23 protein-coding genes are annotated in these 24,844 nt (G+C 64.5%); 4 read left to right on the plus strand and 19 right to left on the minus strand.

Translation table 11 applies throughout. The features are described 5' to 3' along the window. Positions 1-19: 19 nt before the first annotated feature. The 8 genes from proS to CWS35_RS25970 all read right to left on the minus strand — a co-directional run bounded on the left by proS (position 20) and on the right by CWS35_RS25970 (position 8,854). Positions 20-1,339, minus strand: coding sequence for a proline--tRNA ligase (gene proS, locus CWS35_RS25935; protein ID WP_024583503.1), 1,320 nt, complete (start codon positions 1,337-1,339; stop codon positions 20-22). Positions 1,340-1,503: 164 nt separating this feature from the next. Continuing rightward, positions 1,504-3,081 carry a copper resistance CopC/CopD family protein gene (locus tag CWS35_RS25940; RefSeq protein ID WP_245438660.1) on the minus strand — a complete coding sequence of 526 codons (1,578 nt, stop codon included), beginning with the start codon at positions 3,079-3,081 and terminating at the stop codon, positions 1,504-1,506. Positions 3,082-3,085: 4 nt separating this feature from the next. After that, positions 3,086-3,613 carry a YcnI family protein gene (locus CWS35_RS25945; RefSeq protein ID WP_100954561.1) on the minus strand — a complete coding sequence of 176 codons (528 nt, stop codon included), beginning with the start codon at positions 3,611-3,613 and terminating at the stop codon, positions 3,086-3,088. A 7-nt stretch (positions 3,614-3,620) separates the two neighbouring features. Continuing rightward, positions 3,621-4,142, minus strand: a complete 522-nt coding sequence (locus CWS35_RS25950; protein ID WP_024583500.1) for a copper chaperone PCu(A)C — start codon at positions 4,140-4,142, stop codon at positions 3,621-3,623. A gap of 34 nt (positions 4,143-4,176) precedes the next feature. Then, positions 4,177-4,674: a TlpA disulfide reductase family protein gene (locus tag CWS35_RS25955; protein ID WP_024583499.1), complete on the minus strand. Its 498-nt coding sequence runs from the start codon at positions 4,672-4,674 to the stop codon at positions 4,177-4,179. Then, a complete protein-coding gene (locus CWS35_RS25960; RefSeq protein ID WP_157817232.1) occupies positions 4,671-5,897 on the minus strand; it encodes a sialidase family protein in 1,227 nt (408 codons plus the stop codon). The genes CWS35_RS25955 and CWS35_RS25960 overlap by 4 nt, the downstream gene beginning before the upstream one ends. An 11-nt stretch (positions 5,898-5,908) precedes the next feature. Next, a complete protein-coding gene (locus CWS35_RS25965) occupies positions 5,909-8,293 on the minus strand; it encodes a TonB-dependent receptor (protein WP_100954564.1) in 2,385 nt (794 codons plus the stop codon). An 84-nt stretch (positions 8,294-8,377) separates the two neighbouring features. Beyond that, complete coding sequence (locus CWS35_RS25970) at positions 8,378-8,854, minus strand: DUF2946 domain-containing protein (RefSeq protein ID WP_245438663.1); 477 nt, start codon at positions 8,852-8,854, stop codon at positions 8,378-8,380. Between the two features lie 359 nt (positions 8,855-9,213). Here CWS35_RS25970 and CWS35_RS25975 point away from each other — a divergent pair, with 359 nt between their 5' ends. The 4 genes from CWS35_RS25975 (at position 9,214) to CWS35_RS25990 (ending at position 13,324) form a co-directional block, all read left to right on the plus strand. Continuing rightward, positions 9,214-9,639, plus strand: coding sequence for a globin (locus tag CWS35_RS25975; protein WP_024583495.1), 426 nt, complete (start codon positions 9,214-9,216; stop codon positions 9,637-9,639). Positions 9,640-9,727: 88 nt separating this feature from the next. Next, positions 9,728-10,765, plus strand: a complete 1,038-nt coding sequence (locus CWS35_RS25980; protein ID WP_024583494.1) for a sugar ABC transporter substrate-binding protein — start codon at positions 9,728-9,730, stop codon at positions 10,763-10,765. Positions 10,766-10,774: 9 nt separating this feature from the next. Beyond that, a complete protein-coding gene (locus CWS35_RS25985) occupies positions 10,775-12,277 on the plus strand; it encodes a sugar ABC transporter ATP-binding protein (protein WP_100954568.1) in 1,503 nt (500 codons plus the stop codon). Positions 12,278-12,289: 12 nt separating this feature from the next. After that, on the plus strand, positions 12,290-13,324 hold the full coding sequence (locus tag CWS35_RS25990; protein WP_100956668.1) for an ABC transporter permease: 1,035 nt from the start codon (positions 12,290-12,292) through the stop codon (positions 13,322-13,324). A gap of 249 nt (positions 13,325-13,573) precedes the next feature. Here CWS35_RS25990 and mtnK read toward each other — a convergent pair whose 3' ends face one another. The 11 genes from mtnK to nuoI all read right to left on the minus strand — a co-directional run bounded on the left by mtnK (position 13,574) and on the right by nuoI (position 24,841). Next, on the minus strand, positions 13,574-14,878 hold the full coding sequence (gene mtnK, locus CWS35_RS25995; RefSeq protein ID WP_100954570.1) for an S-methyl-5-thioribose kinase: 1,305 nt from the start codon (positions 14,876-14,878) through the stop codon (positions 13,574-13,576). Between the two features lie 76 nt (positions 14,879-14,954). Continuing rightward, positions 14,955-15,254 (minus strand): DUF1467 family protein, encoded by a 300-nt coding sequence (locus tag CWS35_RS26000; RefSeq protein WP_024583490.1) that lies wholly within the window; start codon positions 15,252-15,254, stop codon positions 14,955-14,957. A gap of 4 nt (positions 15,255-15,258) precedes the next feature. Next, positions 15,259-15,663, minus strand: a complete 405-nt coding sequence (gene mce, locus CWS35_RS26005; protein WP_016841811.1) for a methylmalonyl-CoA epimerase — start codon at positions 15,661-15,663, stop codon at positions 15,259-15,261. A 77-nt stretch (positions 15,664-15,740) separates the two neighbouring features. Continuing rightward, on the minus strand, positions 15,741-17,411 hold the full coding sequence (locus CWS35_RS26010; protein WP_024583488.1) for a ribonuclease J: 1,671 nt from the start codon (positions 17,409-17,411) through the stop codon (positions 15,741-15,743). Continuing rightward, on the minus strand, positions 17,411-18,217 hold the full coding sequence (locus CWS35_RS26015) for a biotin--[acetyl-CoA-carboxylase] ligase (RefSeq protein ID WP_100954572.1): 807 nt from the start codon (positions 18,215-18,217) through the stop codon (positions 17,411-17,413). Before CWS35_RS26015 ends, CWS35_RS26010 begins: the two co-directional genes overlap by 1 nt. Positions 18,218-18,278: 61 nt before the next feature. After that, entirely contained in the window at positions 18,279-19,715 is a 1,437-nt protein-coding gene (gene nuoN, locus CWS35_RS26020; RefSeq protein ID WP_024583486.1) for an NADH-quinone oxidoreductase subunit NuoN, read from the minus strand. A gap of 10 nt (positions 19,716-19,725) precedes the next feature. After that, positions 19,726-21,240 (minus strand): NADH-quinone oxidoreductase subunit M, encoded by a 1,515-nt coding sequence (locus CWS35_RS26025; protein ID WP_024583485.1) that lies wholly within the window; start codon positions 21,238-21,240, stop codon positions 19,726-19,728. Beyond that, on the minus strand, positions 21,241-23,328 hold the full coding sequence (nuoL, locus tag CWS35_RS26030; RefSeq protein ID WP_100954574.1) for an NADH-quinone oxidoreductase subunit L: 2,088 nt from the start codon (positions 23,326-23,328) through the stop codon (positions 21,241-21,243). Between the two features lie 65 nt (positions 23,329-23,393). Beyond that, complete coding sequence (gene nuoK / locus CWS35_RS26035; protein ID WP_016841823.1) at positions 23,394-23,702, minus strand: NADH-quinone oxidoreductase subunit NuoK; 309 nt, start codon at positions 23,700-23,702, stop codon at positions 23,394-23,396. Continuing rightward, a complete protein-coding gene (locus CWS35_RS26040; protein WP_100954576.1) occupies positions 23,699-24,337 on the minus strand; it encodes an NADH-quinone oxidoreductase subunit J in 639 nt (212 codons plus the stop codon). The genes nuoK and CWS35_RS26040 overlap by 4 nt, the downstream gene beginning before the upstream one ends. Before the next feature lie 9 nt (positions 24,338-24,346). Further along, positions 24,347-24,841 (minus strand): NADH-quinone oxidoreductase subunit NuoI, encoded by a 495-nt coding sequence (gene nuoI / locus CWS35_RS26045; protein WP_018271854.1) that lies wholly within the window; start codon positions 24,839-24,841, stop codon positions 24,347-24,349. Positions 24,842-24,844: the final 3 nt, after the last annotated feature.

Here is a 24,844-nt window from a genome sequence, read left to right on the forward strand (position 1 = left end):
CGCGCGGCGTGAATAAACTTTAACCCGCGAGCTTCGCGACGACGTCGGCCGGGCTCATATTGTCGCGTGAACCGTCGCTGCGGCGCTTCACCTCGACCTTGCCCTCCGCGAGCCCCTTCGGCCCGACCAGAATCTGCCAGGGGATGCCGATCAGATCGGCCGCGGCGAACTTGGCGCCGGCACGCTGATCGGTGTCGTCGTAGAGCACGTCGACGCCCTTGGCGAGAAGATCGCGGTAAAGCTGTTCGCAGGCGCCGTCGACCGCGGCATCACCTTGCTTGAGGTTGAGGATCGCGGCGCGGAACGGCGCGACCGCCTCGGGCCATTTGATGCCGGCGTCATCGTGACAGGCCTCGATGATCGCGCCGACCAGACGCGACACGCCGACGCCGTAGGAGCCGCCATGGATCGGCACGTCGACGCCATCGGGACCGGCCACCATCGCCTTCATGACGTCGGAATATTTGGTACCGAAATAGAAGATCTGGCCGACCTCGATGCCGCGGGTGTTGAGCCGCTTCGCCTCGGGCACCTCCTGCTCGAAGCGCGCCGCCTCGTGGACGTCCTCGGTCGCAGCATAGACCGAAGTCCATTGCTTGATGATCGGCGTGAGGTCACCGTTGTAATCGACGTCCTCGCCCGGCACCGGCAGGTCCAGCACGTCGCGGTTGATGAAGACGCCGGACTCGCCGGTCTCCGCGAGCACGATGAATTCGTGGCTGAGATCGCCGCCGATCGGCCCGGTCTCGGCCCGCATCGGGATCGCCTTCAGGCCCATCCGCGCGAAGGTGCGCAAGTAAGCCACGAACATCTTGTTGTAGGAACGCCGCGCGCCGGCCTCGTCGAGGTCGAACGAATAGGCGTCCTTCATCAGGAATTCGCGACCGCGCATCACGCCGAAGCGCGGACGCTGCTCGTCACGGAACTTCCACTGGATGTGGTAGAGGTTGAGCGGCAGGTTCTTGTAGGACTTGATGTAGGAGCGGAAGATCTCCGTGATCATTTCCTCGTTGGTCGGTCCGTACAGCAGCTCGCGCTTGTGGCGATCGAGGATGCGCAGCATCTCCGGACCATAGGCATCATAGCGGCCGCTTTCACGCCAGAGATCGGCAAGCTGCAACGTCGGCATCAACAGTTCGAGCGCGCCGGCGCGGTCCTGCTCCTCGCGGACGATCTGCTCGATCTTCTTCAGCACCCGGAAGCCGAGCGGCAGCCAGGCATAGATGCCGGCCGCCTCCTGCCGCATCATGCCCGCACGCAGCATCAGCCGATGCGAGACGATCTCCGCCTCTTTCGGATTTTCTTTCAGGATGGGCAGGAAAAACCGCGATAATCGCATGGCATTACTCGGGAATCAGGAAAGCGTGGGAAGAGTTGCAGTGAAACCGGATCGGCTGTGAAAACACAAGGCCGCCTCAGGTCAAAAACCCTTCAAATCAGGCGAATTTCGGCCATTTGATCGAATTGCGTCCCACCGATGTCCCCGGCGCGCGGACACCGGCCTCATCTGACCTCGAAATCGTCTTCCAGTGTCACTTTCGTGAAATCGGTCACCAGGGCATCGATCTGCATGTGCCAGCGGCCGGGGACCGGCAGCGGCACCTTCTTCACGTGCCAATAGCCGTCGGGGCCGAGCGCGGCACTGCGTTCCATCGGCTCGATGCCGCGATCCGGCAGGCTCAGCGTCAACGTCGCCTCCTTGGCTGCGAACGGGCTGGCATCACCGTTCATCAATTGCAGCACGAAGTCGTTCTGCCCGACCTTGCCCGGCGCGATCAGCACCTGGAACATCGCCGCATCGGTGTGGATGTGGACCGCGAGCGGAACGTCGGTCGACATCGCCAACACGCGCGGCGGCGGCGTAAAGCGCCACAATGCGACGAGGCCAAGGATGCCGATCATCAGCACGAATTCGAGCGCGATCGAGCGCTGTAGCGGTCGCGTGCGATGCAAATCGCGCGCGATGGCGGGCGTGAACACCAGCCGGTTCAGCGCGGCGAGCGCCAGCAGCAGCGACACCAGCACAAGCTTGGCCAGCAGGACGTTGCCATAGCCGGTGTCGAACAGCGCGCCGAAACTCTCGAGCTGGACGACGGCGAGCGCGAGGCCCGACAGGCCGATCAACGCCACCACCGGCACCGCGAACATCGAAAAGCGCGTCAGCACCGGCAACAGCGAGTCCTTGCGCTGCCAGGCCAGCACCGCCAGTGGCGCGAGCGCACCCATCCAGAACGCCAAGCCAACGCCATGGCTGAACAGCGCGGTGCGGGTCAACCATTGTGGCGAAGCCGTCGCGGCATGGCCGCTGACCGCAAGCGACAAGCCGACGCAGATCACTGCGACAGCGGTGCCGACAAGGGCCACGCGGAATGACGGGCTGCGCCAGGCGAGTGTCGCAATCAGCATCGCGCCGATTGCCAGCAGCAGGGCCGGAAACAGGCTGGTGCCGGCGGCACTGGCCCATGCCGCCCAGGTCAGAATCCCCGTGATTGGCAGGTTCAGCAGGTCGACACCTTGCAGGCCAAGCGAACTGACCGCACCGACCAGGCCGATCGCCAGCGACCACATGATCAGCGGTCCGCCGGCCGGCCCCTGCCCGATCCACGCGGCAAAGAACACGCCGCCGACGCCGGCGAACAGGCCCAGATAGAGCCCGAGCCGTGCCAGCCAGATCAGCGCGTGGAGTACGCCGTCGCCGGATGGCGCCGCCGAGCCGGTGACGACCCCGATCGAGAACAGCAGCGAACCCGCTACCGGATGGCCGTCCTGCGACACGACGCGATAGCTCACCACCTGCGTCCCCTGCGGCAGGTCCGACGGCAGCGTGACCATCACCGATTGATCGAGGGCGCGGAACGTGACGTCACGCGGCTTGCCGACGGCGTCGAGCAGACTGACCGCCGTCGGCGCCACCGCTTCGTTGAAGCGGAGCACCAGCATTTTCGGTGCTTCCGCCAGCACGCTGCCGTCCGCCGGCTCGGCGCCGATCAGGACGGCATGGGCATGAGCCGAGGTCGCAAGGCACAGCGCCAGCAGCAACGCGACGAGACTTGCTCTGACAAGACTTGCGACCAGCCGCACGGCTTCAGGACTTCGGCAGCAGCTTGACACCGGGCGCCGGCGTCTTGCTGCCATGGTCGTGGCCGCCGCCCTGCCCGTCGGCCGGAATATCGATCCAGCGGCTCACGCCCTGTTCGCATTCCTGCACCACGGGAAAATACAGCACGGTGTTCGGCTTCAGCGTATCGGTGAAGAACGTCTGCATCACGAACTCATCGTAGTTCTGGTCCGAGAGCTTGCCGCCGCTCCAGGCCACTTCCTTCACGCCCTCGGAGAGCTTGGCACCGTGATAGTCGTACTGCGTGGCGTATTTGCCGGTGACGGTATCGAGCGTCCAGCCCGGCTTCGGCATCGGCTTCACCCCGATCACGCCCTCCGGAATCTGCACGCGAAGCTTGACCGTCGCCGATCCTGCGCAGCCATGCGGCACGGCGAACACCGCCTTGTAGTACGAGCCGACCGTCGCCTGCTTTGCCTCGAGCGTGACATGGGCGATCGCCGGCTGCGCTGCGAACAGCGCGGCCGTGACAATGAGGAGCGTCGATGACCGCATGGCCGCCTCACATCTTCTTCATGTCCATGTGACCGGAATGGTCGCCATGGCCGGAATGATCGCCACCCGGCGCCTGCGCGCCGACCGCCTGCACATCGAGCGAAACCGAGACCTTACCGGCCTTCTCGAACTCCAGCGTCACCGGCACCTTGTCGCCCTGCTTCAGCGGGTTCTTCAGGTCGAACATCATCAGATGATAGCCGCCAGGTGCGAGCTTCACGGTCTTGCCGGGCTCAATGGTCAGGCCCTTGTCGAGCGCGCGCATCTTCATCACGCCATTGTCCATCGACATCTCGTGGACCTCGACCTTGCCGGCGACATCGGCGGAGCCTGACACCAGCCGATCCGGTGTCGTGCCCTTGTTCTCGATCGTCAGATAGCCGCCGCCGATCTTGGCACCGTTCGGCGTGGCGCGCGTCCAGGCCTGCGTGATCACGAGGTCACCGGCCTTGACGTCCTCGGCACGCGCGGAGGTGGACATGACAGCGGCCAGCGCTGCGAAAGCAAGGATACGGGAGAGCGTCTTCATGGCGACGGGGTCCTTTCAGGTTGAAGTCGTCGTGTCATCGGATTGCTGCGGCCTGGGCTTCAGACCATTTGTTCAGATCGGCCATTTCGGCCGACCCTTCGATCGTCGTGATGGTCCCATCACGGGCAATCAGCATGGTTCGCGGGATATCGCCTTGCCAGGCCGGATCGATCTCGAAGCGCAACCGCTCGGCGAAGCCGTCGCCGAACATCCAGTTCTCGGCTGATGCCAGCCCTGCACTAGCCAGCATCGATCGGGTCGCCTCCGGCAGGTTCGGCACCAGATCGGCGCTGATCGTCACGACGTCGATCCCGGGATGATCCTTCATGAACTGGCCAAGCTGCGGCAGCTCGACCTTGCAGGGTCCGCAGGTGACGCCCCAGAAATGCACCAGGGTCGGATGCCCGGCATGCGCATGCAGCAGCTTCTGCCAGCTGCCGCGTTCGAACGGCTTGGGTGCGCCCGCGTCCACCGCCAGCCCGGGCGACAGCGTTGCGAGCAGGATCAGGGTCGCGAGGAAGCGGCGCTTCATGGTTCGCCCTCGATCGCTTGAAAATGATAGCCGTCCGCCTTCGTCATCCACGACAAATAGGTCTGCCGGCCATCGGTCACGAGCAGCGGATGATCGGAACTGTCGCTGGTGTCAGCAATGACGGCGGGTTTCGACCAGCTCGCTCCGTCGTCGTGCGACATCATCAGATTGATCGAGGTCTTCTGGCCGTCGAACTCCTTCCACGCCATCACCAGCCCCTGCGGGCCTGCGATGATCTGCGGCCGCGACGGGCTCCGGTTCGGTTGCCCGATCGGAAGCGGATCGGAGAAGGTTTTGCCGCCATCGCGCGACCGCGCGTAGAACAATCCCTTGCGCGCCTTGCCGTTGGTGTACCAGGTCACATGATAGGTGCCTTCACGCGAAATGGTCAGGCTGGGACCATGATGCGGACAGGCCGCGATCTGCCAGTCGTCGCGGCTCACCCGATGCAGTTCGCCGGGCGTGGCCAGATCGGTGAACGTCACGATCGCATGGTCGCGCACACCGCCTTCGAAGATATTTCGAAACACCACCACCGGACGGCCTGCGCCATCGAACGCCAGGGCGAGACGGCAGCACTCGCAGGTATTGTCGGCCGCCAGCCGCGCGTCGGAATAGGTCGCGCCATCGTCCTTCGACGACGCGAAGAACAATCCGGCACCGTCATACTTCTCGCCCCGCTGTTGCGCCGGCACACGGTTGCGCTTGTCGAGCCAGACCGCGAACACCGTGCCGGCGGGATCGAAGCCGATCGCCTCGAAGCGCTGGCTCTCATTGTTTGCGGTGATCGGCTTCGGCGGATCGAAAGTTCGCCCGCCATCGGTCGAGCGCGAGGTCAGCACCTGGCCGTTGAAGGCCTGATCGCGAAAGATCGAGAACGCCAGCGCGATGTCTCCCCTGGCGTCGATCGCAAGCTTCGGGCGCGCATCCGGGCCCCAATCCAAATTGAGCCGGTCCCGCGTCACCTGCGCCGGCGCGGAAAAGCTCCTGCCCTGATCCTTCGAGCTGGCGACGGAAATCTGACCTCCGGCCATCCAGGCCAGCCACAGCGTCCCGTCCGGCGCGAACGCCGGAGTGACCTTGCTCGCGCAACGCAGTCCGGTTTCCTCGCACGCCGCTTCCGAGGCGTGCTGGTGACTCATCTGCGCCCTGGCCGGATCGGGCGAGATCCCGAGCAGCAGCATCGCCAGCGCGATCCGAACGGCAGGTTTGCGAGACGTCATCGATGCGCCCCTCATTTGAACGCGATCTTCATGCCCGCGACAAACGCCCGCGGCGATCCGGCATAGATCGAGCCGGTGGTGTTCGCCAGTATGCTCGCGGGATTTTGAACGCCCGCCGCCGTCACCGAGTTGGCGATATTGTTCGCGGAGGCGATGTAGGTTCGGTCGAACACATTCCGCACCTCGAGATACAGATTCAGCGACTTGAAATAGTCGGAGATCAGACCTGTCGTGTAGTGAACGTTGAGATTGACCAGTTCGTAACCCGGCGCCCGCAGCAGATTGGCGTTGTCCATGTAGAAGCCATCCTTCCACTGGACTTCGACGAACCCGCCGAGTCCCTGGAACGGCCCGGACATTTGGTCGTAGCCCAAACGCGTCGTCAGCTCATTTGGCGAAATGCCGGGAATCTTGTTGCCGACCCGATTGAATGTGAAGCCGCTGATGCTTTCCGTGTAGTCGGTATATACCTCGTCCAGATAGGTGTAGGCCGCCGTGAACTGCCATCCCTGATAAAAGGCCCATTGGGCGGCAAGTTCGACGCCGCGATGCTCCGAGCGCGGTGCATTGAAGGTGTATGTAACGCCCGCCACCGGCGTCGCCTGAGAAACAAGCTCATTGTTGAAGAACTCGTAGAAGGCGGTGGCGCTGACCTTCACGCTCTTGTTGGGGGACCAGTCCGCGCCGAGGTCGTAGCCGAGGTTGGTCTGGGTCTTGAGCGACGTGTTGTTGCCCGATAACCCACTCGGCAGAACGAACAGATTGCTGACTTGCGGCGTACCGTAGCCGGTCGCCACGCGAGCGCGTAGCTGCCATTCATTGTCCGGCTTGTAGATCAGCGCGAACTCCGGCGCGGTATTGGTGAACACAGGCGCCGCTTTCGTCACGGTGGCTCCCACGATTGCGGGATTGTTGATGACCGGATAGGACAGCGCGGTGTTGACACCGTTCAGCGTGGTCGTTTCCCAGCCGATCCCGGCGATCGCCGTCACCGTCGGAATCAGCTTGATCTCTTCCCGCGCCCGGACGCCATAATTGGTTGTCGATTGATACAGGCTGCTCTGTGGCAGTCCGAGTGTCGCATTGCCCGCAGGCGAAACGTTCCAGGTCGTGCCGGTCGTCGTGAGGGTGTTGTACCAACCGCCGACCATCGTGGTCGAATCCATCCCAAGCAATTCGCCGCGCTTGGTCAAATCGCTCATGAAATTGTACGAAGGATAGTCACCCAGCGCGCTGGTCGATCCCGTCGGCTGATTGATGTTCCTGTCGTCGAACACGAACTGGTTGCGCCACGTCGTCGTGTTGTCGAAATCGTGCTCCCAGCGGCCGCCAACGATCGTCCGGCGGTCATCGCGGCCGAGGCCGGCTTGCACCGCAGTCTCGGTGGATTTGGTTCCGTTGAAGCCGTTGTTGAACAGGGAGACGGTTCCGCAGCCAGGTGCCGCCGTGGCGCCGGTCGCGCAGCCCTGCTGGAACGGGTTCTGGTAGAACTGGTTGAGCGACGAGCGGATCGGCAGGCGCGCCGTCAGATCGTTGTTGATCAGCTTGAACGTGAAACGGTCGTCCGGCGTCGCCTGCAAGGTGCCGAGGAAGTTGACAGTCTGGGTATTGAACCAGCTGTTGCCGATATAGCCATCGCCGCGCGCGTCGCTGGCGAACAGCGAGCCCTCGAAATTGCCGACCTTCTTGCCGGCGGCCAGATAATTGTTGAGATAGCCGAAGCTGCCGCCGTCGACGCCGTATTCGACGCCGTCGATGGTCCCGCCCGGCCGGGTCCGGAAGTTCAAGGCGCCGCCGGTCGCGTAATTGCCATACAGCGCCGACGATGGCCCGCGGACCACGTCGATCGCGCCATAGGCATGCGGATCGATCAGGTCGCTGCGCGACAGGCCGTCGGGCTGGGTGACCGGGAACCCGTCGTCGAAGATGACGAGGTTGCGGATGCCGAAGCCGTTGCGGGCGTTCGAGCCGCGGATCGAGATCCCGAAGTCACGCGGGCCGTTGCCCTGCTTGATCGAGATGCCCGGGCTGTCGCGCAGCACGTCGGCGACCGAAAACGACGGTCGGTTGTCGAACTGGCTGCGGTCGATGGTGGTCTGGGTCTGGCCGGCTGGCGCCCGGTTCAAACCATCCCGCGCCGCCCCGGCCGTTTCCCCCGGCTTGGCGCCGCCGGCCGCAGCCACCGCGGGCGCGGCTCGCGGCTTGGGCGGCCGCCGGACCGATGCGGTACGCGCGTGCGGCCCGGCCGCGACGCGCTTGGCACGCGCCGCCGGCTGCGGTGCCTCGACCGTGACTGACGGCAGCGCGGTCTGGGCCTTTGCCCAACAATTAATCGTGGAAAGGGCCGCGCCCAGCATCAGCGCGCTTGCCCCACCCCGTGGGTGAAACCGAAACATGGAAGAATCCTGACACCGGCCCCTTCGGCCGGCCTGCTCAAGGGCACTCGCCGGCGCGAGACACGCACCGGCAGCGGCTACTCGTCAGGAAAAAGTCGGCGGCGCGCGCGCTTGCGCGGCGAGACCTGCCCGCGAACCATCGAATTCGCTGGCGAAATCGAGCCAAGCGATGCGACTCGGGACACGTTCAATGGCGCGGGCCGCCACTTCGGGATGATCGACGGGCGCACCGGTTTGCAGCACGCTGCACGTCGGGCAACAGTCATGAACGCCATGACCGGTCTGGTCGTCCTGCCCGGCTCCGCCATTGCCATGGCAAATCGTGGCGGCCGCGAGCGGATCCGACATGGCAAGGCTCGCCGCCCAGCAGGCCCCGATCGGCGCGAAAATCTGCACCAGCAGGGCAACCAGGACTATGGGCAGAAAATTCTTCAGCCGCCGGCGCATTGCAAAACCCATCCGGGAGGGAACTAACCACCATGGGCGTCGGAAGTCGAGATCGGCAACGCTGCCGGTTTCTTCCCCACCGACGGAATCGGCGCGGCGTGGCAGTTGCGTCACGGCGCTTTGCCAATGGCCGTATCCCATTACTCTGCCACGTGTTTTGAAGCAGACGTCGCAACCGACGGTGGCGCCATCCCAATCATTTCGCAAACTGCTCGAAATTTGAACATTCGTTGCCGAAAATGATGACAAGCTTGGAAAGATGGTCTACCAATTCGGGCTCAGGCCAGCCGCGAGGTGTGTCCTGGTGGTCCAAGTCTCGGGAGGAGCCCGACGCGCACAAGCAGCGTCACCCCATTAATCAAGATCAAATCTAATTCTTGGGGCAAATAGGGTCGACACAATTTTTGGAGCAGGGCTTGGCGCCCTGCTCTTTTTTTATGTGATGATCTTTTATGTGATGATCGCATCGAGCAATGACCTCATCATCGAATCCTATCGAGCACAGTTTCGAACTCGCAGCCGCGCGTTGTGATGATCTGACGCCGATCGTCTATCGGCGCCTGTTTCGCGAACATCCCGAAGCGCAGGCGATGTTTCGCACCGACGGCAGTGAGCCGGTGAAGGGCGCGATGCTCGCGCTGACCATCGAGGCAATCCTCGATTTCGTCGGCGAACGCAGCGGACGTTTCCGCCTGATCGAGTGCGAAGTGTCGTCGCACGATGCCTACGGCACGTCGCGCGAACTCTTTCTCGCCTTCTTCGCCGTAATCGCGGACAGCTTGCGCGAAATTCTCGGCGAGCAATGGTCCGCGGAGATCGATGCTGCGTGGCACAAGGCGCTCGCCGACATCGACGCCGTCGTGCTGCAGCAGACACATCTCGTGGACAAGAGAGCGTAGCGCCCCCGTTCCGATTGTGACACACTCGCTTTATCCGCGGCGCGTGCAACTGACGCCGACGGTCAGAAAAAACATGAGGGAGCAAGCAATGCCAAGGACCGACAAGGGGATGGACAAGGCGTCGACGACGCGGCGCGACCTTCTGCAATTGGCAGCGGCAGGTGGAGCAGCAGCCGGCCTGCTCGGCGGAATGGGCCTGACCACGTCCGCGCTCGCAGCCGAGATGGGACGCTCGGAAAAGCCGCTGAAAGCCGCATTCTCCAACGCCGGATTGCAGGCGACGTGGTGCGCGCAGGGCAAACAGGCCGCCGAGTTCTGGGGCAAGCTGTTCAACGTCGAGGTCACCTGGTTCGACGGCCAGCTCGATGCGGTGAAGCAGCGCGCCGCGATCGACAACATGGCCTCGCAGAAATGGGACTTCGTCGCGATCCAGGCGTTCGGCATCGGTACGCTGACCCAGCCGGTGCAGAAGATGATCGACGCCGGCACGCCCGTCATCGACATGGACACGCTGATCGCGCCGCTCGATCAGATCAACGTCCATTCGTTCCTCGCGCCCGACAACGAGTTCATGGGCGCATCGGTGACGCAGGCGCTGTGCAACGCGATCGGCGGCAAGGGCAAGGTCATCATGACCCAGGGCGCGCTCGGCCACACCGGCGCGCAGGGCCGCGCCAAGGGTTTCAACTCGGTGGTGAAGCAGTTCCCGAACATCGAGGTGCTGGACACCCAGCCCGCCGACTGGGACGTCTCCAAGACCGCCCGGCTCTGGGAAACCTACCTGACGAAATATCAGCAGATCGACGCCGCGTTCTTCCACAATGACGACATGGCGCTCGCCGCCTACAACATCATGAAGGCACGCAACCGCACCAACATCCTGATCGGCGGCGTCGACGCCATGCCGCCGGCGATCCAGGCAGTCAGCGAAGGCCGCATGTTCGCAACCGTCCGCAACCCGTCCTGCCGCATCCATGGCGGCGCGATCGTCGCGGGCGTCGCTGCCGTGGTCGGCGGCGAGAAGAGCGGCCAGGGCATTCCGAAGAACGTCGTGACCGACGGTCCCGTCGTGACCAAGACCAACGCCCCCGGCATGCAGTGGATGGAGGATCACTTCCTGATCTGAGCGGGCCGCATGTCGCAGGGACGCTCCCCGATCCTCGAGTTGAACCAGATCACGAAGGCCTTCGGCGGTGTCGAAGCCCTTCGTGGGGTCGACTTCGCGCTTCACGCCGGCGAGATCCATGGTCTCGTCGGCGAGAACGGCGCCGGCAAGAGCACGCTGATGAAGATCATCGCCGGCGTGCATCCGGAGTTCTCCGGCCGCTTCATGCTCGACGGCAAGGAGACCCGCTTCCGCTCCACCCGCGACGCCCATGCCGCCGGCATCGGCATGGTGCATCAGGAGCTCAGCGTCGCGCCTGACCTGACCGTCGCAGAGAACGTCTTTCTCGGCAACCAGCCGACCAACCGCCTCGGCTTCGTGCAATGGCGGCGGATGGCGCGCGAGGCCGGCGAGCAGCTATCGCGATTTGGCATCGACGTCGATCCGATGACCCGGCTCGGCGACCTGCCGATCGGCTTGCAGCAATTGATCGAGATCGCCCGCGTGCTGTTCTCGGGCGCACGCATCATCATCCTCGACGAGCCGACCTCCGCGCTCTCCCCGCCCGAGGTCGAACGCCTGTTCGCAACGCTGCACAAGCTGCGCGACCAAGGCACCAGCATCGTCTTCATCTCGCATTTCATCGAAGACATCCTGCGGGTCTCCGACGTGGTGACCGTGTTCCGCAACGGGCGGAAGATCGCCGAGACGGCGTCCGCGGACACCACCAAGGGCGCGCTGATCGAGGCCATGATCGGCCGCGGCGGCGCGGCGCTGGAGCACAGCTACACCGACGACCTGATGCTGCCGCAATCGGGCGGCGGCGCGGCAGTGCTGAAGGTCGATCAGCTCTCGCTCCGCCGCAGCCTGCAAGACGTCTCGTTCGAAGCCCGTTCCGGCGAAGTGCTCGGCATCTACGGCTTCATGGGCTGCGGGCAATTGGAGCTGTCGCGGATCCTGTTCGGCAAGCTCAAGCCGGATGGCGGCACGCTCGCGGTCGACGGCGCCGTCAAGACATTCCGCAGCACCGCGGCAGCGCGCCGCGCCGGCGTTGCACTGGTACCCGAGAGCCGCCGCGCCATGCTGTTCCACCAGGAGCCGGTGTTCAAGAACATCTCGATCAGCATCCTCGATCGCATTTCGTCCCTGCTGCTCAAGCCGGTGCGCGAGCGCGCCATCGCCCAGCATCAGGTCGAGCAATTGCAGATCAGGCCGCCGGTGGTCGGCCTCGATCTCGGCATGCTTTCCGGCGGCAACCAGCAGAAGGTGGCGCTGGCGAAATGGCTGACCTACCCGCCGCGCCTGCTGGTGCTGTGCGAGCCGACCCGCGGCATGGATGTCGGCGCCAAGAACGACGTGATCAACATCGTGCGCGACCTGCGCGCCAAGGGACTGGCGATCATCGTGTTGTCGACCGAGCCGGAGACGGTGCTGTCGCTGGCCGACCGGATCCTGGTGCTCAAGCGCGGCGCGGTGGTGCGCGAATTCGCCGGCGAAGCGGTCAGCAAGGATCGCTTGCTGGAGGCCGCGTAATGGAGATCTATGATGACGAGCAGTGACGGCGCGACGGCGCGAGCGGATCACCAGCGGCCGCGTGGACTGGCGCCCTTCCTGCGCTCGCAGATGCGCAACATCGCGCCGTTCCTGACGCTGATCTTCCTCAGCGCCTTCTTCGCGATCGCAAGCCCGTCGTTTGCGACCATCGACAATCTCGGCAATATCCTCACGCAAGTGTCGGTCACCGGCATCATCGCGGTCGGCCTGACCTTCGTGATCCTGTGCGCCGAGATCGACCTGTCGATCGCCAGCATCGCCAACGTCACCGGCATCGCGGTGGCGTACTTCACGTTGCAGGAATCCTACGTCAACATCGCCAACGTCCCGATGCCGGGTTTTGCCGCGATCCTGCTGGCGCTGGCGCTGTGCGCGCTGCTCGGCCTCGTCAACGCGTTGGGGCTGACCGTGATCGGCATCCCCTCCTTCATCATGACGCTCGCCATGATGCAGATCGCGGCCGGCGTCTCGGCACTGCTGGTGCGCGGCCAGATCGCCTACAAAGTGCCGCCGCTGATCACGACGCTCGGCTCGGGCTCGATCGGCGGCATCCCCTGGATCGTGATCGTGGCCGCGGTGATGCTGCTCGGCGGTCATCTGGTGCTGACCTACACGCGGTTCGGCCGCTACGTCTACATGGTCGGCGGCAATCGCGAGGCCGCGGAATTTGCCGGCCTCAACGTCAAGCTGATCCTCGGCAGCGTGATGGTGATCTCGGCGGTTTGCTCGGGGATCGGCGGCATGCTCGGTGTCGCCCATTTCGGCAGCGCACAGCAGAACGAGTTCGACACCTATCTGCTGGATTCGATCGCAGCCGTGGTGGTCGGCGGCACCAGCCTGTTCGGCGGCCGCGGCGGCATCGGTAACACCATCGTCGGCCTGTTCGTGCTCGGCGTGCTCAACAACGGCCTCGACCACGTCAACATCGACAGCTTCCTGAAGATCCTGATCCGCGGCCTGATCCTGCTCGCCGCGCTGATCATCAACGTCTATGCGCAGCGGCTGCGGGAGCAGACGGCGGAGTAGATTGAGTGAGATGAGCGCGCTGCTTCCCATTCGTCGTCCCGGCGAAGGCCGGGACCCATAACCACAGAGTCGAGTTGAAGGGCAGGCTGTGGCCCCAGCGTCGCACGACAATTCGCTTTGGTGGCAATGGGTCCCGGCCTTCGCCGGGACGACACTGAAATTCTTGGACGGTCTGTGAGTCACACATCCGCATTCCCGCGGCATGATCTGTCCGGGCTTTACCTTTCGTTCCGCGCTCTCAAGGCAGATTCACCTCGCGAAATCCGGCTGCCAATTGCGCAGCTCGCGTGCGGCATAGGTCACCGTGCCGATCGTGGTGAACGCCCCGGTCTCCAGCATCATCCTGCGTGCGAGCTTGAGGCTCCTCGCCTCGCAGACAGCGCGCTGCTTCTCGTCGGCAATCCACTCGAAATCGATATTGTGTGCGAGGCCGAGGATGCGCCGGATGGTCTTGGCTGCGGCGAAGCCGACCGTGTCCTGGAACAGCCGCGCCATGTAGGCCTGCCGCTCCGCCTCCAGCCGGGCAGCACCCGCCTCGCCGGCGAACAGCGACACCGGATAGCCGTCGCCCTTGGCTTCGCTGCGCCACAGCGCGAGAAACTTTCGCGAGAACTCGCTCCAGACACCCTCGATCGTCTCCAGCAGCCAGGCCTCGAACGACGCTCGCTCGCCCGGCGTCCGTTCGTGCCCGGCCGAGGCCAGATAGGCCATCAGGAGATTGCTGATCACGGCGCCGATGTCGAAGCCCATCGGGCCATAGAAGGCGAATTCGGGATCGATCACCCTGGTCTCGGTTTCGGTGACCATGATCGAGCCGGTATGCAGATCGCCATGCAGCAGCGCCTCGGGGCTCGCCATGAATTTCAGCTTGAGCCTGGAGACCGCGACATGCAGGTCGAGGTCGTCGCGGAACGCGGCCGCGGTCGCATCGAGATACGGCGCGGTCCAGCGGTTCTGCTCGGCGACGCGGTAGGGATCGGTGAAGATCAGGTCTTCGGTGATCTTGCAGAGCGCATGGTTGCCGGCGAAGGCCGCGATGCCGTCCTTCTTCTGCGCGGCCGACAGCGCAAGATCGGACGAGAAGAACAGCGTCTGCGCCAGGAAGGTCGAGATATCGTCGACGAAGCGCGGATACCGCGTCGCCCCGATCAGCCCCTTGCGCATGATGATGTGCGGCTCGAGCAACTGCATCGCGGTGAGCGCGAGCGGCTCGTCATGGTGCAGCACCGCCGGCACGAGCTCGGGCACCAGCCGCGCCTGCCGCACCAGCGCCAGATGCTCGTAATGCGCGCGCGACAGCGGCAGCGGCCAGCTCTCGCCGACCAGCCGCACATAGGGCAGCGCCTGCTTGACGGCGATGCCGCCGGTGCTGCCCTTGACGATGAAGACGAGGTTGAGGTTGCCGTCGCCGACCTCGCTGATCGACCAGTCGGCAGGCCGGCCGCCAAGCTGGGCGACGATGGCTGGAAGGCCCGCAAGATAGTCCCGCAGATCGGCCTCGCGCAGGATTCGATAGTCGCTCTGCCCGGAGCCTGGTTGGGCCTGCAGGTTCATCGTCGTCTCCTCCGGCGGTTGGCGAGACGAGGTTGATCCCCGCTCCCGCTATCGGGCCTTTGCGGCCTCTTCTGCGTCAGTTGTGAAACTCCGGCATCCCCATCAGCCGCGAGAGCCGGTCGACCGAGAGATAGCCGGCATAATAGGCCCACATCCCGATCGTGAAGAATACGGCCGACAGCACCGTGGTCCACAGCAGCTTGCGGCCCATCCGCGCCAGGATCGGCGCACCGGGATCGGTGCCGGGCGCGCCGACATTGTCCTCGTGCTGGCTGCGAATGCCGAACGGCAGCGTCAGGAACAGCACGAGCCACCACAGGACGAAGTAAATCGCGAACCCCGTGGAGATCTGGTACGCCGAGATCTGAAAGCCCATGACCTCAAGCCTGTTCGATCTCGACCAAGGCGCCGGAAAAATCCTTGGGGTGGAAGAACAGCACCGGCTTGCCATGCGCGCCGATCTTCGGCTGGCCGTCGCCGAGCACTCGTGCCCCCTCGGCGATCATCCGGTCGCGCGCCGCGATGATGTCGGGCACGTCGTAGCAGACGTGGTGGATGCCGCCATCGGCATTGCGCTCGACGAATTTGGCGATCGGCGACGCCTCGCCGAGCGGTTCGATGAATTCGATCTTGGTGTTCGGCAGCGTCACGAACACCGTGATCACGCCGTGTTCCGGCAGCGGCACGGCATCGGAGATCTCGGCATTGAAGGCGGTGCCGTAGATCTTCGCGGCCTGCTTTGCGTCCTTGACCGCGATCGCGACGTGATTGAGCCGGCCCAGCATGCTTCTCTCCCTCTAATTGGGCATGACCTTTCCGGAAAATCGCTTCGCGCTATTCCGGATCATGCCTCAGCTCCGCGTCAGACCGTCAGAACGTGCACGACGCAGATCGGCTTCTTGCCCCACTGCTCGCTCAGCGCGGAACGGACCGCGCGGCGCACCGATTCACCCAGCGCATCCGGATCGCGCCGCCGCGGCTTCGGCAGGCCCTCGATCGTCGATACCACCACATCGAAGACAATGTCGTCGAGCAGCTCGCCCGCGGCATTGTTCTCCGGCATGCCGACGAGATCAACCTCGGGATCGTCGGCCATCTCGCCCTGCGCGGTCATCGCGATGGCGACGAAGGCGCAGCCGGCAAAGCCCATCCGCCGCCGCTCGACCACGGCACGCGACTTGGCATCCTCCAGGATGGTTCCATCCTTGTAGAGGCGGCCCGCGGGCACTTCGCCGATGATGCCGGGGTCGCCCGGCCCGAGCTTGATCAGGTCGCCGTTGCGGCAGGTCAAGACCTTGGGGACGCCCGCGGCGCGCGCCAGCTTGGCGTGTTCGGCAAGGTGCAGCGCCTCGCCATGGACGGGGATCAGGAGCTGCGGCCGGACCCAGGAGATCATGTCGCGCAATTCGTCGCGGCGCGGATGGCCGGAGACATGCACCAGATGCTCGCGATCGGTGATGATTTCGACGCCCTGCGTCACCAGCCCGTTGATGATGCCGCCGACCGCCTTCTCGTTGCCCGGAATGGTGCGCGAGGAGAAGATCACGGTGTCGCCCTTGTTCAGCGTCACCTGCGGATGATCGTTGTTGGCGATCCGCGCCAGCGCGGCGCGCGGTTCGCCCTGGCTGCCGGTGCACAGCGCCAGCACCTTGTCGGCCGGGAAGTGGCCGTAATAGTCGGGGCTGCGGAACTTATGCGAGGCATCGAGATAGCCGCACTCGCGCGCCACCTGCACCACGCGCTCCATCGCGCGGCCGACCACCACGACCTCGCGATCGGCGGCGTTGGCGGCGTCGACCACCGCCCGCACGCGGGCGACGTTGGAGGCAAAGGTGGTGACCGCGACCCGGCCCTTGGCCGCCTTGACCAGCTTCTTGATGGTGGCCGCGACCTCGGTCTCCGACGGCGAGCGCCCGTCGCGCACCGCGTTGGTGGAATCGCCGACCAGCGCCAGCACCCCCTCGTCGCCGAGCTCGCGCAGCCGCCGCTCGTCGGTCGGCAGGCCGATCACCGGGGTCGGATCGATCTTCCAGTCGCCGGTGTGCAGCACGGTGCCGACGTCGGTTTTGATCGCGAGCGCATGCGATTCCGGAATCGAATGCGCGACCGGGATGAACTCGACATTGAACGGACCGATATCGACCCGGCCGCCCGACGGGATCACGGTGATCGGGATCTTCGGCGGATTGCGCTCGGCGGCGCATTTGGCCTCGAACAGCGCCGCAGAGAACTGCGTCGCGTAGATCTTGCAGCCGAGCCTCGGCCAGAGATCGATGATCGCGCCAAAATGATCCTCATGGGCGTGCGTCAGCACGAGGCCCATCAGATTGTGGCGTTCCTTCTCCAGGAAACGCACGTCCGGCATGATCAGGTCGATGCCCGGCAGATGCTCTTCGTCGCCGAAGGAGACGCCGAGATCGACCGCGAGGAACGAGCGCTGGTGGCGGTTGCCGAGGCCGTAGATCGACAGGTTCATGCCGATCTCGCCGACACCGCCGAGCGGGGCAAAGGTGAGTTCGTCGGGGCGCGCCATCAGTTAGCCCTCTTCGAGGCAGCGCTGCCGAAATAGACCTCGCCCGCCGCGACTGGAATACGCCTGCCTTCGGCCGTGCCCACGATCAGACAGCCGGTCTCGTCGATAGTTTCGAAGATGCCCTCGATCGTGGCCGTTCCCGTGTTGATCGCGACCTCGCCGCCAAGCCCGGCCGCGCGCTCGAGCCAGAGCCTGCGGATCTCGGCGAAACCGCGGCCATTGTCCCAGATGCCGCGGAACTCGACCCAGGCATCGGACAGCGCCATGAACAGCTCTTCCGCGCTGATCTGGACGCCGAGGTCGGCTAGCGATACAGCCGGTGTCGGTGTGCCCTCCGGCGCCGCGACGACATTGGTGCCGATGCCGACAACGACCGCGAGACGATCGCCGATGGTTTCGGCCTCCATATTGATGCCGACGAGCTTCGCGCCCCCTGCGAGTACGTCGTTCGGCCATTTCAGCGCGTATCTCGGGCGCTCGGAACCGAGGCGAAGCGCCGCCTCGACGCTGACGGCTGCGAGGGCGGCCTCCTCCGACAGCCCGGCGACGAAGCCGAGCGTCGCGGCAACCGCCGGCTGAACGTCCATCAATTCGAGAATGCTGCTGGCAAGGTTGCCACGCGGCGCGATCCAGACCCGCTGCCGCCGCCCGCGCCCCGCCGTCTGCTCCGACGTCACGAACCACATCGGCCCACGCTCGCCGGCGCGCGCGCGCAGCATCGCCTCGGCATTGGTCGAGCCGATCTGGTCGAAGGCGGCGAGCCTGTAGCCCGCCGTGATGGCTCGGGGTCCGAGCGTGAAGGTCATGTCGAACTTATGCGCATGATCGGTTCCGAAAGCCAGCGTCCTGTTTTCGGAATCATACGCTTTAGAACAATGACTTGGCCGCCGCCGAGGCCGCGCTGACCAGTGGGCCGGGATAGGCCCAGAAGAAGATCACGAACAGGCCGGCGACTGCGAGCACGGTGCGCAGCTCGAACCGCATTGGATCGAGCTTGCCGATCGGCTGGTCGAAATACATCACCTTGACGATCGACAGGTAGTAGAACGCGCCCACCACCGAGGTCAGCACGCCGATCACGGCGAGCGTGAACAGGTTGGCCTTGATTGCGGCGACGAACACGTACCATTTAGCGAAGAAGCCCGCGAGCGGCGGCACGCCGGCCAGCGAGAACAGCAGCATCGCGAAGATGAAGGCGAGCAGCGGGTTGGTGCGCGACAGGCCGGCGAAATCGCTGATCTTTTCCACCGCCTGGCCGTTGCGTTTCATCGCCAGGATGATCGAGAAGGTGCCGAGCGTCATCGCGACATAGATCGCGGCATAGATCAGCACGCCCTGGGCACCCTCGACCGTACCGGAAGCAAGCCCGACCAGCGCGAAGCCCATATGGCCGATCGAGGAATAGGCCATCAGCCGCTTGATATTGGTCTGGCCGATCGCCGCGAACGAGCCCAGCGCCATCGAGGCGATCGCCACGAACACCAGAATCTGCTGCCACTGGGTGACGATGCCCGGGAATGCGGTCAGCGTCGCGCGGGTGAACACCGCGAGCGCGGCGACCTTCGGGGCGGAGGCGAAGAACGCCGTCACCGGCGTCGGCGCGCCCTCATAGACGTCGGGCGTCCACATGTGGAACGGCACCGCCGAGACCTTGAAGCACAGGCCGGCGAGCAGGAACACCAGGCCGAACACGATGCCGATGCTGCCCGTCGTGGCGGCAGCCGCGATGCCGGCGAACGAGACCGTGCCGGTGAAGCCGTAGATCAGCGAGGCGCCGTAGAGCAGCATGCCCGAGGACAGCGCGCCGAGCACGAAATACTTCAGGCCGGCTTCGCTCGACTTGGCATTGTCGCGCGCGCTGGCGGCGACGACATAGAGCGCAAGGCTCATCAGCTCGAGGCCGAGATAGAGCGCGATCAGGTCGCCGGCCGAGATCAGCACCATCATGCCGAGCGTCGACAGCAGCACCAGGATCGAGAATTCGAAGGTGCGGGTCGACGGCTGGGACAGATACTCAGTCGACAGGATCAGCGTCGCCGCGGAGGCGATCAGCGCGAGGATCTTCAGGAAGCGGGCGAAGTCGTCGACGATGAAGCTGCCGCCGAAGGTCACGAGCTTGCCGGCCGGCAGCCAGAGCTCCAGCGCGCCGGTCACGACCAGCAGCACCACCGCGAGGGCGGTGATCAGCCGCGTCGTCCCCTGCCCGCGATAGGCCCCGATCATCAACAGCACCATCGCGCCGACCGCGAGCACCAGCTCCGGCAGCACCGGCTGCAACTGATAACCTGCACTGGAAAAGCTCATGACGAGGGCCTTACTGGACGGTCAGCGCGGCTGCCTTCACGGCAGTCACGGCGGTTTGGTAATTGTTGACGAGCTGCTGTACCGAGGCCGCCGACATGTCGAGCACCGGCTTGGGATAGACGCCGAACAGGATGGTCAGCGCGATCAGCGGGAACAGCGTCACGCATTCGCGGAAGGTGAGATCCTTGATCGACATCAAGGACGGCTTGACCAGCGCGCCGAACACCACCTTGCGATAGAGCCAGAGCGCGTAGCAGGCCGACAGGATGACGCCGGTGGTGGCGAAGAACGCCGTCGGCAGCGAGATCTTGAAGGTGCCGAGCAAGGTCATGAACTCGCCGACGAAGCCCGAGGTGCCGGGCAGACCGACATTGGCCATGGTGAACACCATGAAGGTCAGCGCGTAGAGCGGCATCCGGTTGACGAGGCCGCCATAGGCCGCGATTTCGCGGGTGTGCATGCGGTCGTAGACCACGCCGACGCAGAGGAACAGCGCGCCCGAGACGATGCCGTGCGAGATCATCTGGAACATGCCGCCGGCGACGCCCTGCGTGGTCACCGCGAAGATGCCCATGGTGACGAAGCCCATATGCGCGACCGAGGAGTAGGCGATCAGCTTCTTCATGTCCTCCTGCATCATCGCCACCAGCGAGGTGTAGATGATGGCGATGACCGACAGCACGAACACGAACGGCGCGAAGTCGTGGCTGGCCAACGGGAACATCGGCAGCGAGAAGCGCAGGAAGCCGTAGCCGCCCATCTTCAAGAGGATCGCGGCCAGGATCACCGAGCCTGCCGTGGGCGCCTCGACGTGCGCGTCCGGCAACCAGGTGTGCACCGGCCACATCGGCATCTTCACCGCGAACGAGGCGAAGAAGGCGAGCCACGCCCAGGTCTGCATCGAACGCGGCACCGCGGTGTGCATCAGGGTCGGGATGTCGGTGGTGCCGGCGTTCCAGTACAGCGCCATGATGGCGAGCAGCATCAGCACCGAGCCGAGGAACGTGTAGAGGAAGAACTTGAACGACGCATAGACCCGGCGCGGGCCGCCCCAGACGCCGATGATCAGGAACATCGGGATCAGGCCGCCCTCGAAGAACAAATAGAACAGCACGAGATCGAGCGCCGAGAAGGTGCCGATCATCAGCGTTTCCAGGATCAGGAACGCCATCATGTATTCGCCGACGCGCTGCGTCACCGACTTCCAGCTCGCGATGATGCAGAGCGGCATGATCGCGGTGGTCAGGATGATCAGGGGCAGCGAGATGCCGTCGACACCCATATGGTAGGTGATGCCGGTGGCGAGCCAGGAGGCCTTCTCGACGAACTGGAAGTCGGTCTGCGCGGGATCGAAGCGCGACACCAGGATCAGCGACACCGCGAAGGTGATCAGCGTGGTCCACAGTGAAATCCAGCGCGCCGTGCGGCTGGCGGTCTCGTCACCGCCCCGCGCCAGCAGATAGACCAGGATCGCACCGACCGCCGGCAGGAAGGTCGTGACCGAAAGGATGGGCCAGGTTGTCATTTACTGGCCTCCCAAGCCGAACATGAACCAGGTGATCAATCCGGCCGCCCCGATCAGCATCGCGAACGCGTAGTGATAGAGGTAGCCGGTCTGCAATTTCACGACATTGCGGGTGACGTCGAGCACGCGGGCCGAGACGCCGTCCGGACCGAAGCCGTCGATGATGAAGCCGTCGCCCTTCTTCCAGAGCGTATAGCCGAGCCACTTCGCCGGACGCACGAAGATCCAGTCGTACAGCTCGTCGAAGTACCATTTGTTGAGCAGGAACTGGTACAGCATCGGCTGCTGCTCGGCGAGTTCGACCGGCAGATACGGCCGGCGGATGTAGAACATGTAGGAGAGGAACAGGCCGAGCACCATCATCACGGTGGGCAGCGGCGCGAGCCAGCTCGGGATATGCTCCATGTCCTCGAGGATATGCGGGTTCATCTTGACGGATTCGCGGAAGAACTCCTCCACGCCGTGCGGGCTGGCGAACAGCTCCTTGAACGGCAGACCCGCGAGGATCGAGCCGGCGGCAAGTATGCCGATCGGCACCAGCATCCAGACCGGGCTCTCATGCGCGGCCTCGTAGTGCTTCTGGTCGTGCGGCTCGCCGAAGAAGGTCTTGAAGATCAGACGCCAGGAGTAGAACGAGGTCAGGCCGGCGGCCACGATCGTCAACAGATAGGCGTAGACCGCGAACGGGTTATGCGACGCATAGGCCGCCTCGATGATCGCGTCCTTGGAGAAGTAGCCGGCGAACAGCGGGAAGCCGGTCAGCGCCAGGGTGCCGATGCACATCACCGCGAAGGTGTACGGGATCTTGCGCCACAGGCCGCCCATGTTGCGGATGTCCTGCTCGTGGTGCATCGCGTAGATCACCGAGCCGGAGCCCAAGAACAGCAGCGCCTTGAAGAAAGCGTGCGTGAACAGATGGAACATGCCGACCGAATAGGCCCCTGCTCCCATCGCCACGAACATGTAGCCGAGCTGCGAACAGGTCGAATAGGCGACGATGCGCTTGATGTCGTTCTGCACCAGGCCGATCGTGGCGGCGAAGAACGCCGTGGTCGCGCCGAAGAACATCACCACCGCCTGCGCGGTCGGCGACAGTTCGAACAGCGGCGACAGCCGGGCCACCATGAAGACGCCCGCGGTCACCATGGTCGCGGCATGGATCAGCGCCGACACCGGGGTCGGGCCTTCCATCGCGTCCGGCAACCAGGTGTGCAGCAGGAACTGGGCCGACTTGCCCATCGCGCCCATGAACAGGAACAGGCAGGTCAGGGTCAGCGCGTCGACCTGATGGCCGAAGAAGTTGATGGTCTTGCCGGTCAGGCCCGGCGCGGCGTGGAAGATGGTCTCGAAATCGGTCGAGCCGACCAGCGCGAAGATCGCGAAGATGCCGAGCGCGAAGCCGAAGTCGCCGACCCGGTTGACCACGAAGGCCTTGATGGCGGCGGCATTGGCCGACGGCTTCTGGTACCAGAACCCGATCAAGAGATAGCTCGCGAGGCCGACGCCCTCCCAGCCGAAGAACAGCTGCACGAGGTTGTCGGAGGTCACCAGCATCAGCATCGCGAAGGTGAACAGCGAGAGATAGCCGAAGAAGCGCGGCCGGTTCGGATCCTCGTCCATGTAGCCGATGGAGTAGAGGTGGACGAGCGCGGACACGGTGTTGACCACGACCAGCATCACGGCGGTCAGGGTGTCGACCCGCAGCGTCCAGGCCACCTGAAGGTCGCCGGAGGTGATCCAGGGCAGCAGCACGACGCGGGCGTCATGGTGCATGAAGCCGACATCGACCAGCGTCATCCAGGACAACGCCGCCGAGACGAACAACAGGCCGGTGGTGATCAGCTCAGCCAGCCGCGATCCCGCCGCCGGCGGCTCGGAGACGTGGTGGTCGTCGTGGCCATGGTCGTCATGGCCGTGATCATCATGGGCCGCCGAGGAGTGAGCGTCGGCAGCATGGGCGTCGCCATGCGCGTCGTCATGATGATCGACGGTGTCGCCGCTCGGACAGCGCGCGTGCGCTCCCGTCAGCGCAATGATGCCTGCGAGAATGGCTCCCAGCAGAGGCAGGAAGACGATTGCCTGTATCATCGCACGATTCCCTTGCGCATGATCTCGCCGGAAAACCGGCTCCCACTTTTCCGGATCATGCGCGCCTAGCCCTTCATCAGATTGACGTCTTCAACCGCGATCGAACCGCGGTTGCGGAAATACACCACCAGCACGGCGAGGCCGATCGCGGCCTCGGCGGCCGCCACCGTCAGCACCAGCAGCGCGAACACCTGGCCGACGATGTCGCCGAGGAAGGTCGAGAACGCCACCAGGTTGATGTTGACCGAGAGCAGGATCAGCTCGATCGACATCAGGATCACGATGATGTTCTTGCGGTTGAGGAAGATGCCGAGGATCCCGAGCGTGAACAGGATCGCGGCGACCGCGAGGTAATGTCCGAGCCCGATGGTCATTTCACCCACTCCGCCGCGTCGGCATCCTGCAGGCCCTGCCCCGACGCCACCTTGCGCATCGCCATCGCCATTTCGGGCGTGCGCGCGTTCTGCACGTTGATGCTCTGCCGCTTGACGTTGGCCTTGTGGCGCAGCGTCAGCACGATGGCGCCGATCATCGCGACCAGCAGCACCATGCCGGCGAGCTGGAAGTAATGGATGTACTTCGTGTAGAGCACGAGACCGAGCGCCTCGGTGTTGGTGACGTTGGTCGGGATCGCCGCGGTGATGGTCTTGGTCACCGTCGGATTGATCACCCAGGCGCCGACCACCAGCAGCAGCTCGAACAGGAAGATGCCGCCGATCACGATGCCGATCGGCAGATACTGGATGAAGCCCTCGCGCAGCTCGACGAAATCGACGTCGAGCATCATGATCACGAACAGGAACAGCACCGCGACCGCGCCGACATAGACCACGATCAGCATCATCCCGAGGAACTCGGCGCCCATCAGGATGAACAGCCCGGCCGCGTTGACGAAGGCCAGGATCAGGAACAGCACGGAGTGCACGGGATTGCGCGAGACAATCACCATGACCGCCGAGGCCACGCAAACCGCGGCAAACAGATAGAAGAACAACGCCGGAAGGATCATGCCCTCACCTCACCGGTACGGCGCGTCGAGCGCGATCGACTTCGCAATCTCGCGCTCCCAGCGGTCGCCATTGGCGAGCAGCTTGGCCTTGTCATAGTACAGTTCCTCGCGGGTCTCGGTCGCGAACTCGAAATTCGGTCCCTCGACGATGGCGTCGACCGGGCATGCCTCCTGGCAGAGGCCGCAATAGATGCACTTCACCATGTCGATGTCGTAGCGCACCGTGCGGCGGGTGCCGTCGTTGCGGCGCGGGCCGGCCTCGATGGTGATCGCCTGTGCCGGGCAGATCGCCTCGCACAGCTTGCACGCGATGCAGCGCTCTTCGCCGTTCGGATAGCGGCGCAGCGCGTGCTCGCCGCGGAAGCGCGGCGAGATCGGCCCCTTCTCGAACGGGTAGTTCAGCGTCGGCTTCGGCTGGAAGAAATAGCGCATCGCCAGGAAGAACGCCGAGACGAATTCCGAGAGCAGGAGCGAGCGGGCTGTTGCGTTGACATTGACACTCATGAC

The sequence above is a fragment of the Bradyrhizobium sp. SK17 genome (assembly GCF_002831585.1).
GTDB lineage: Bacteria > Pseudomonadota > Alphaproteobacteria > Rhizobiales > Xanthobacteraceae > Bradyrhizobium.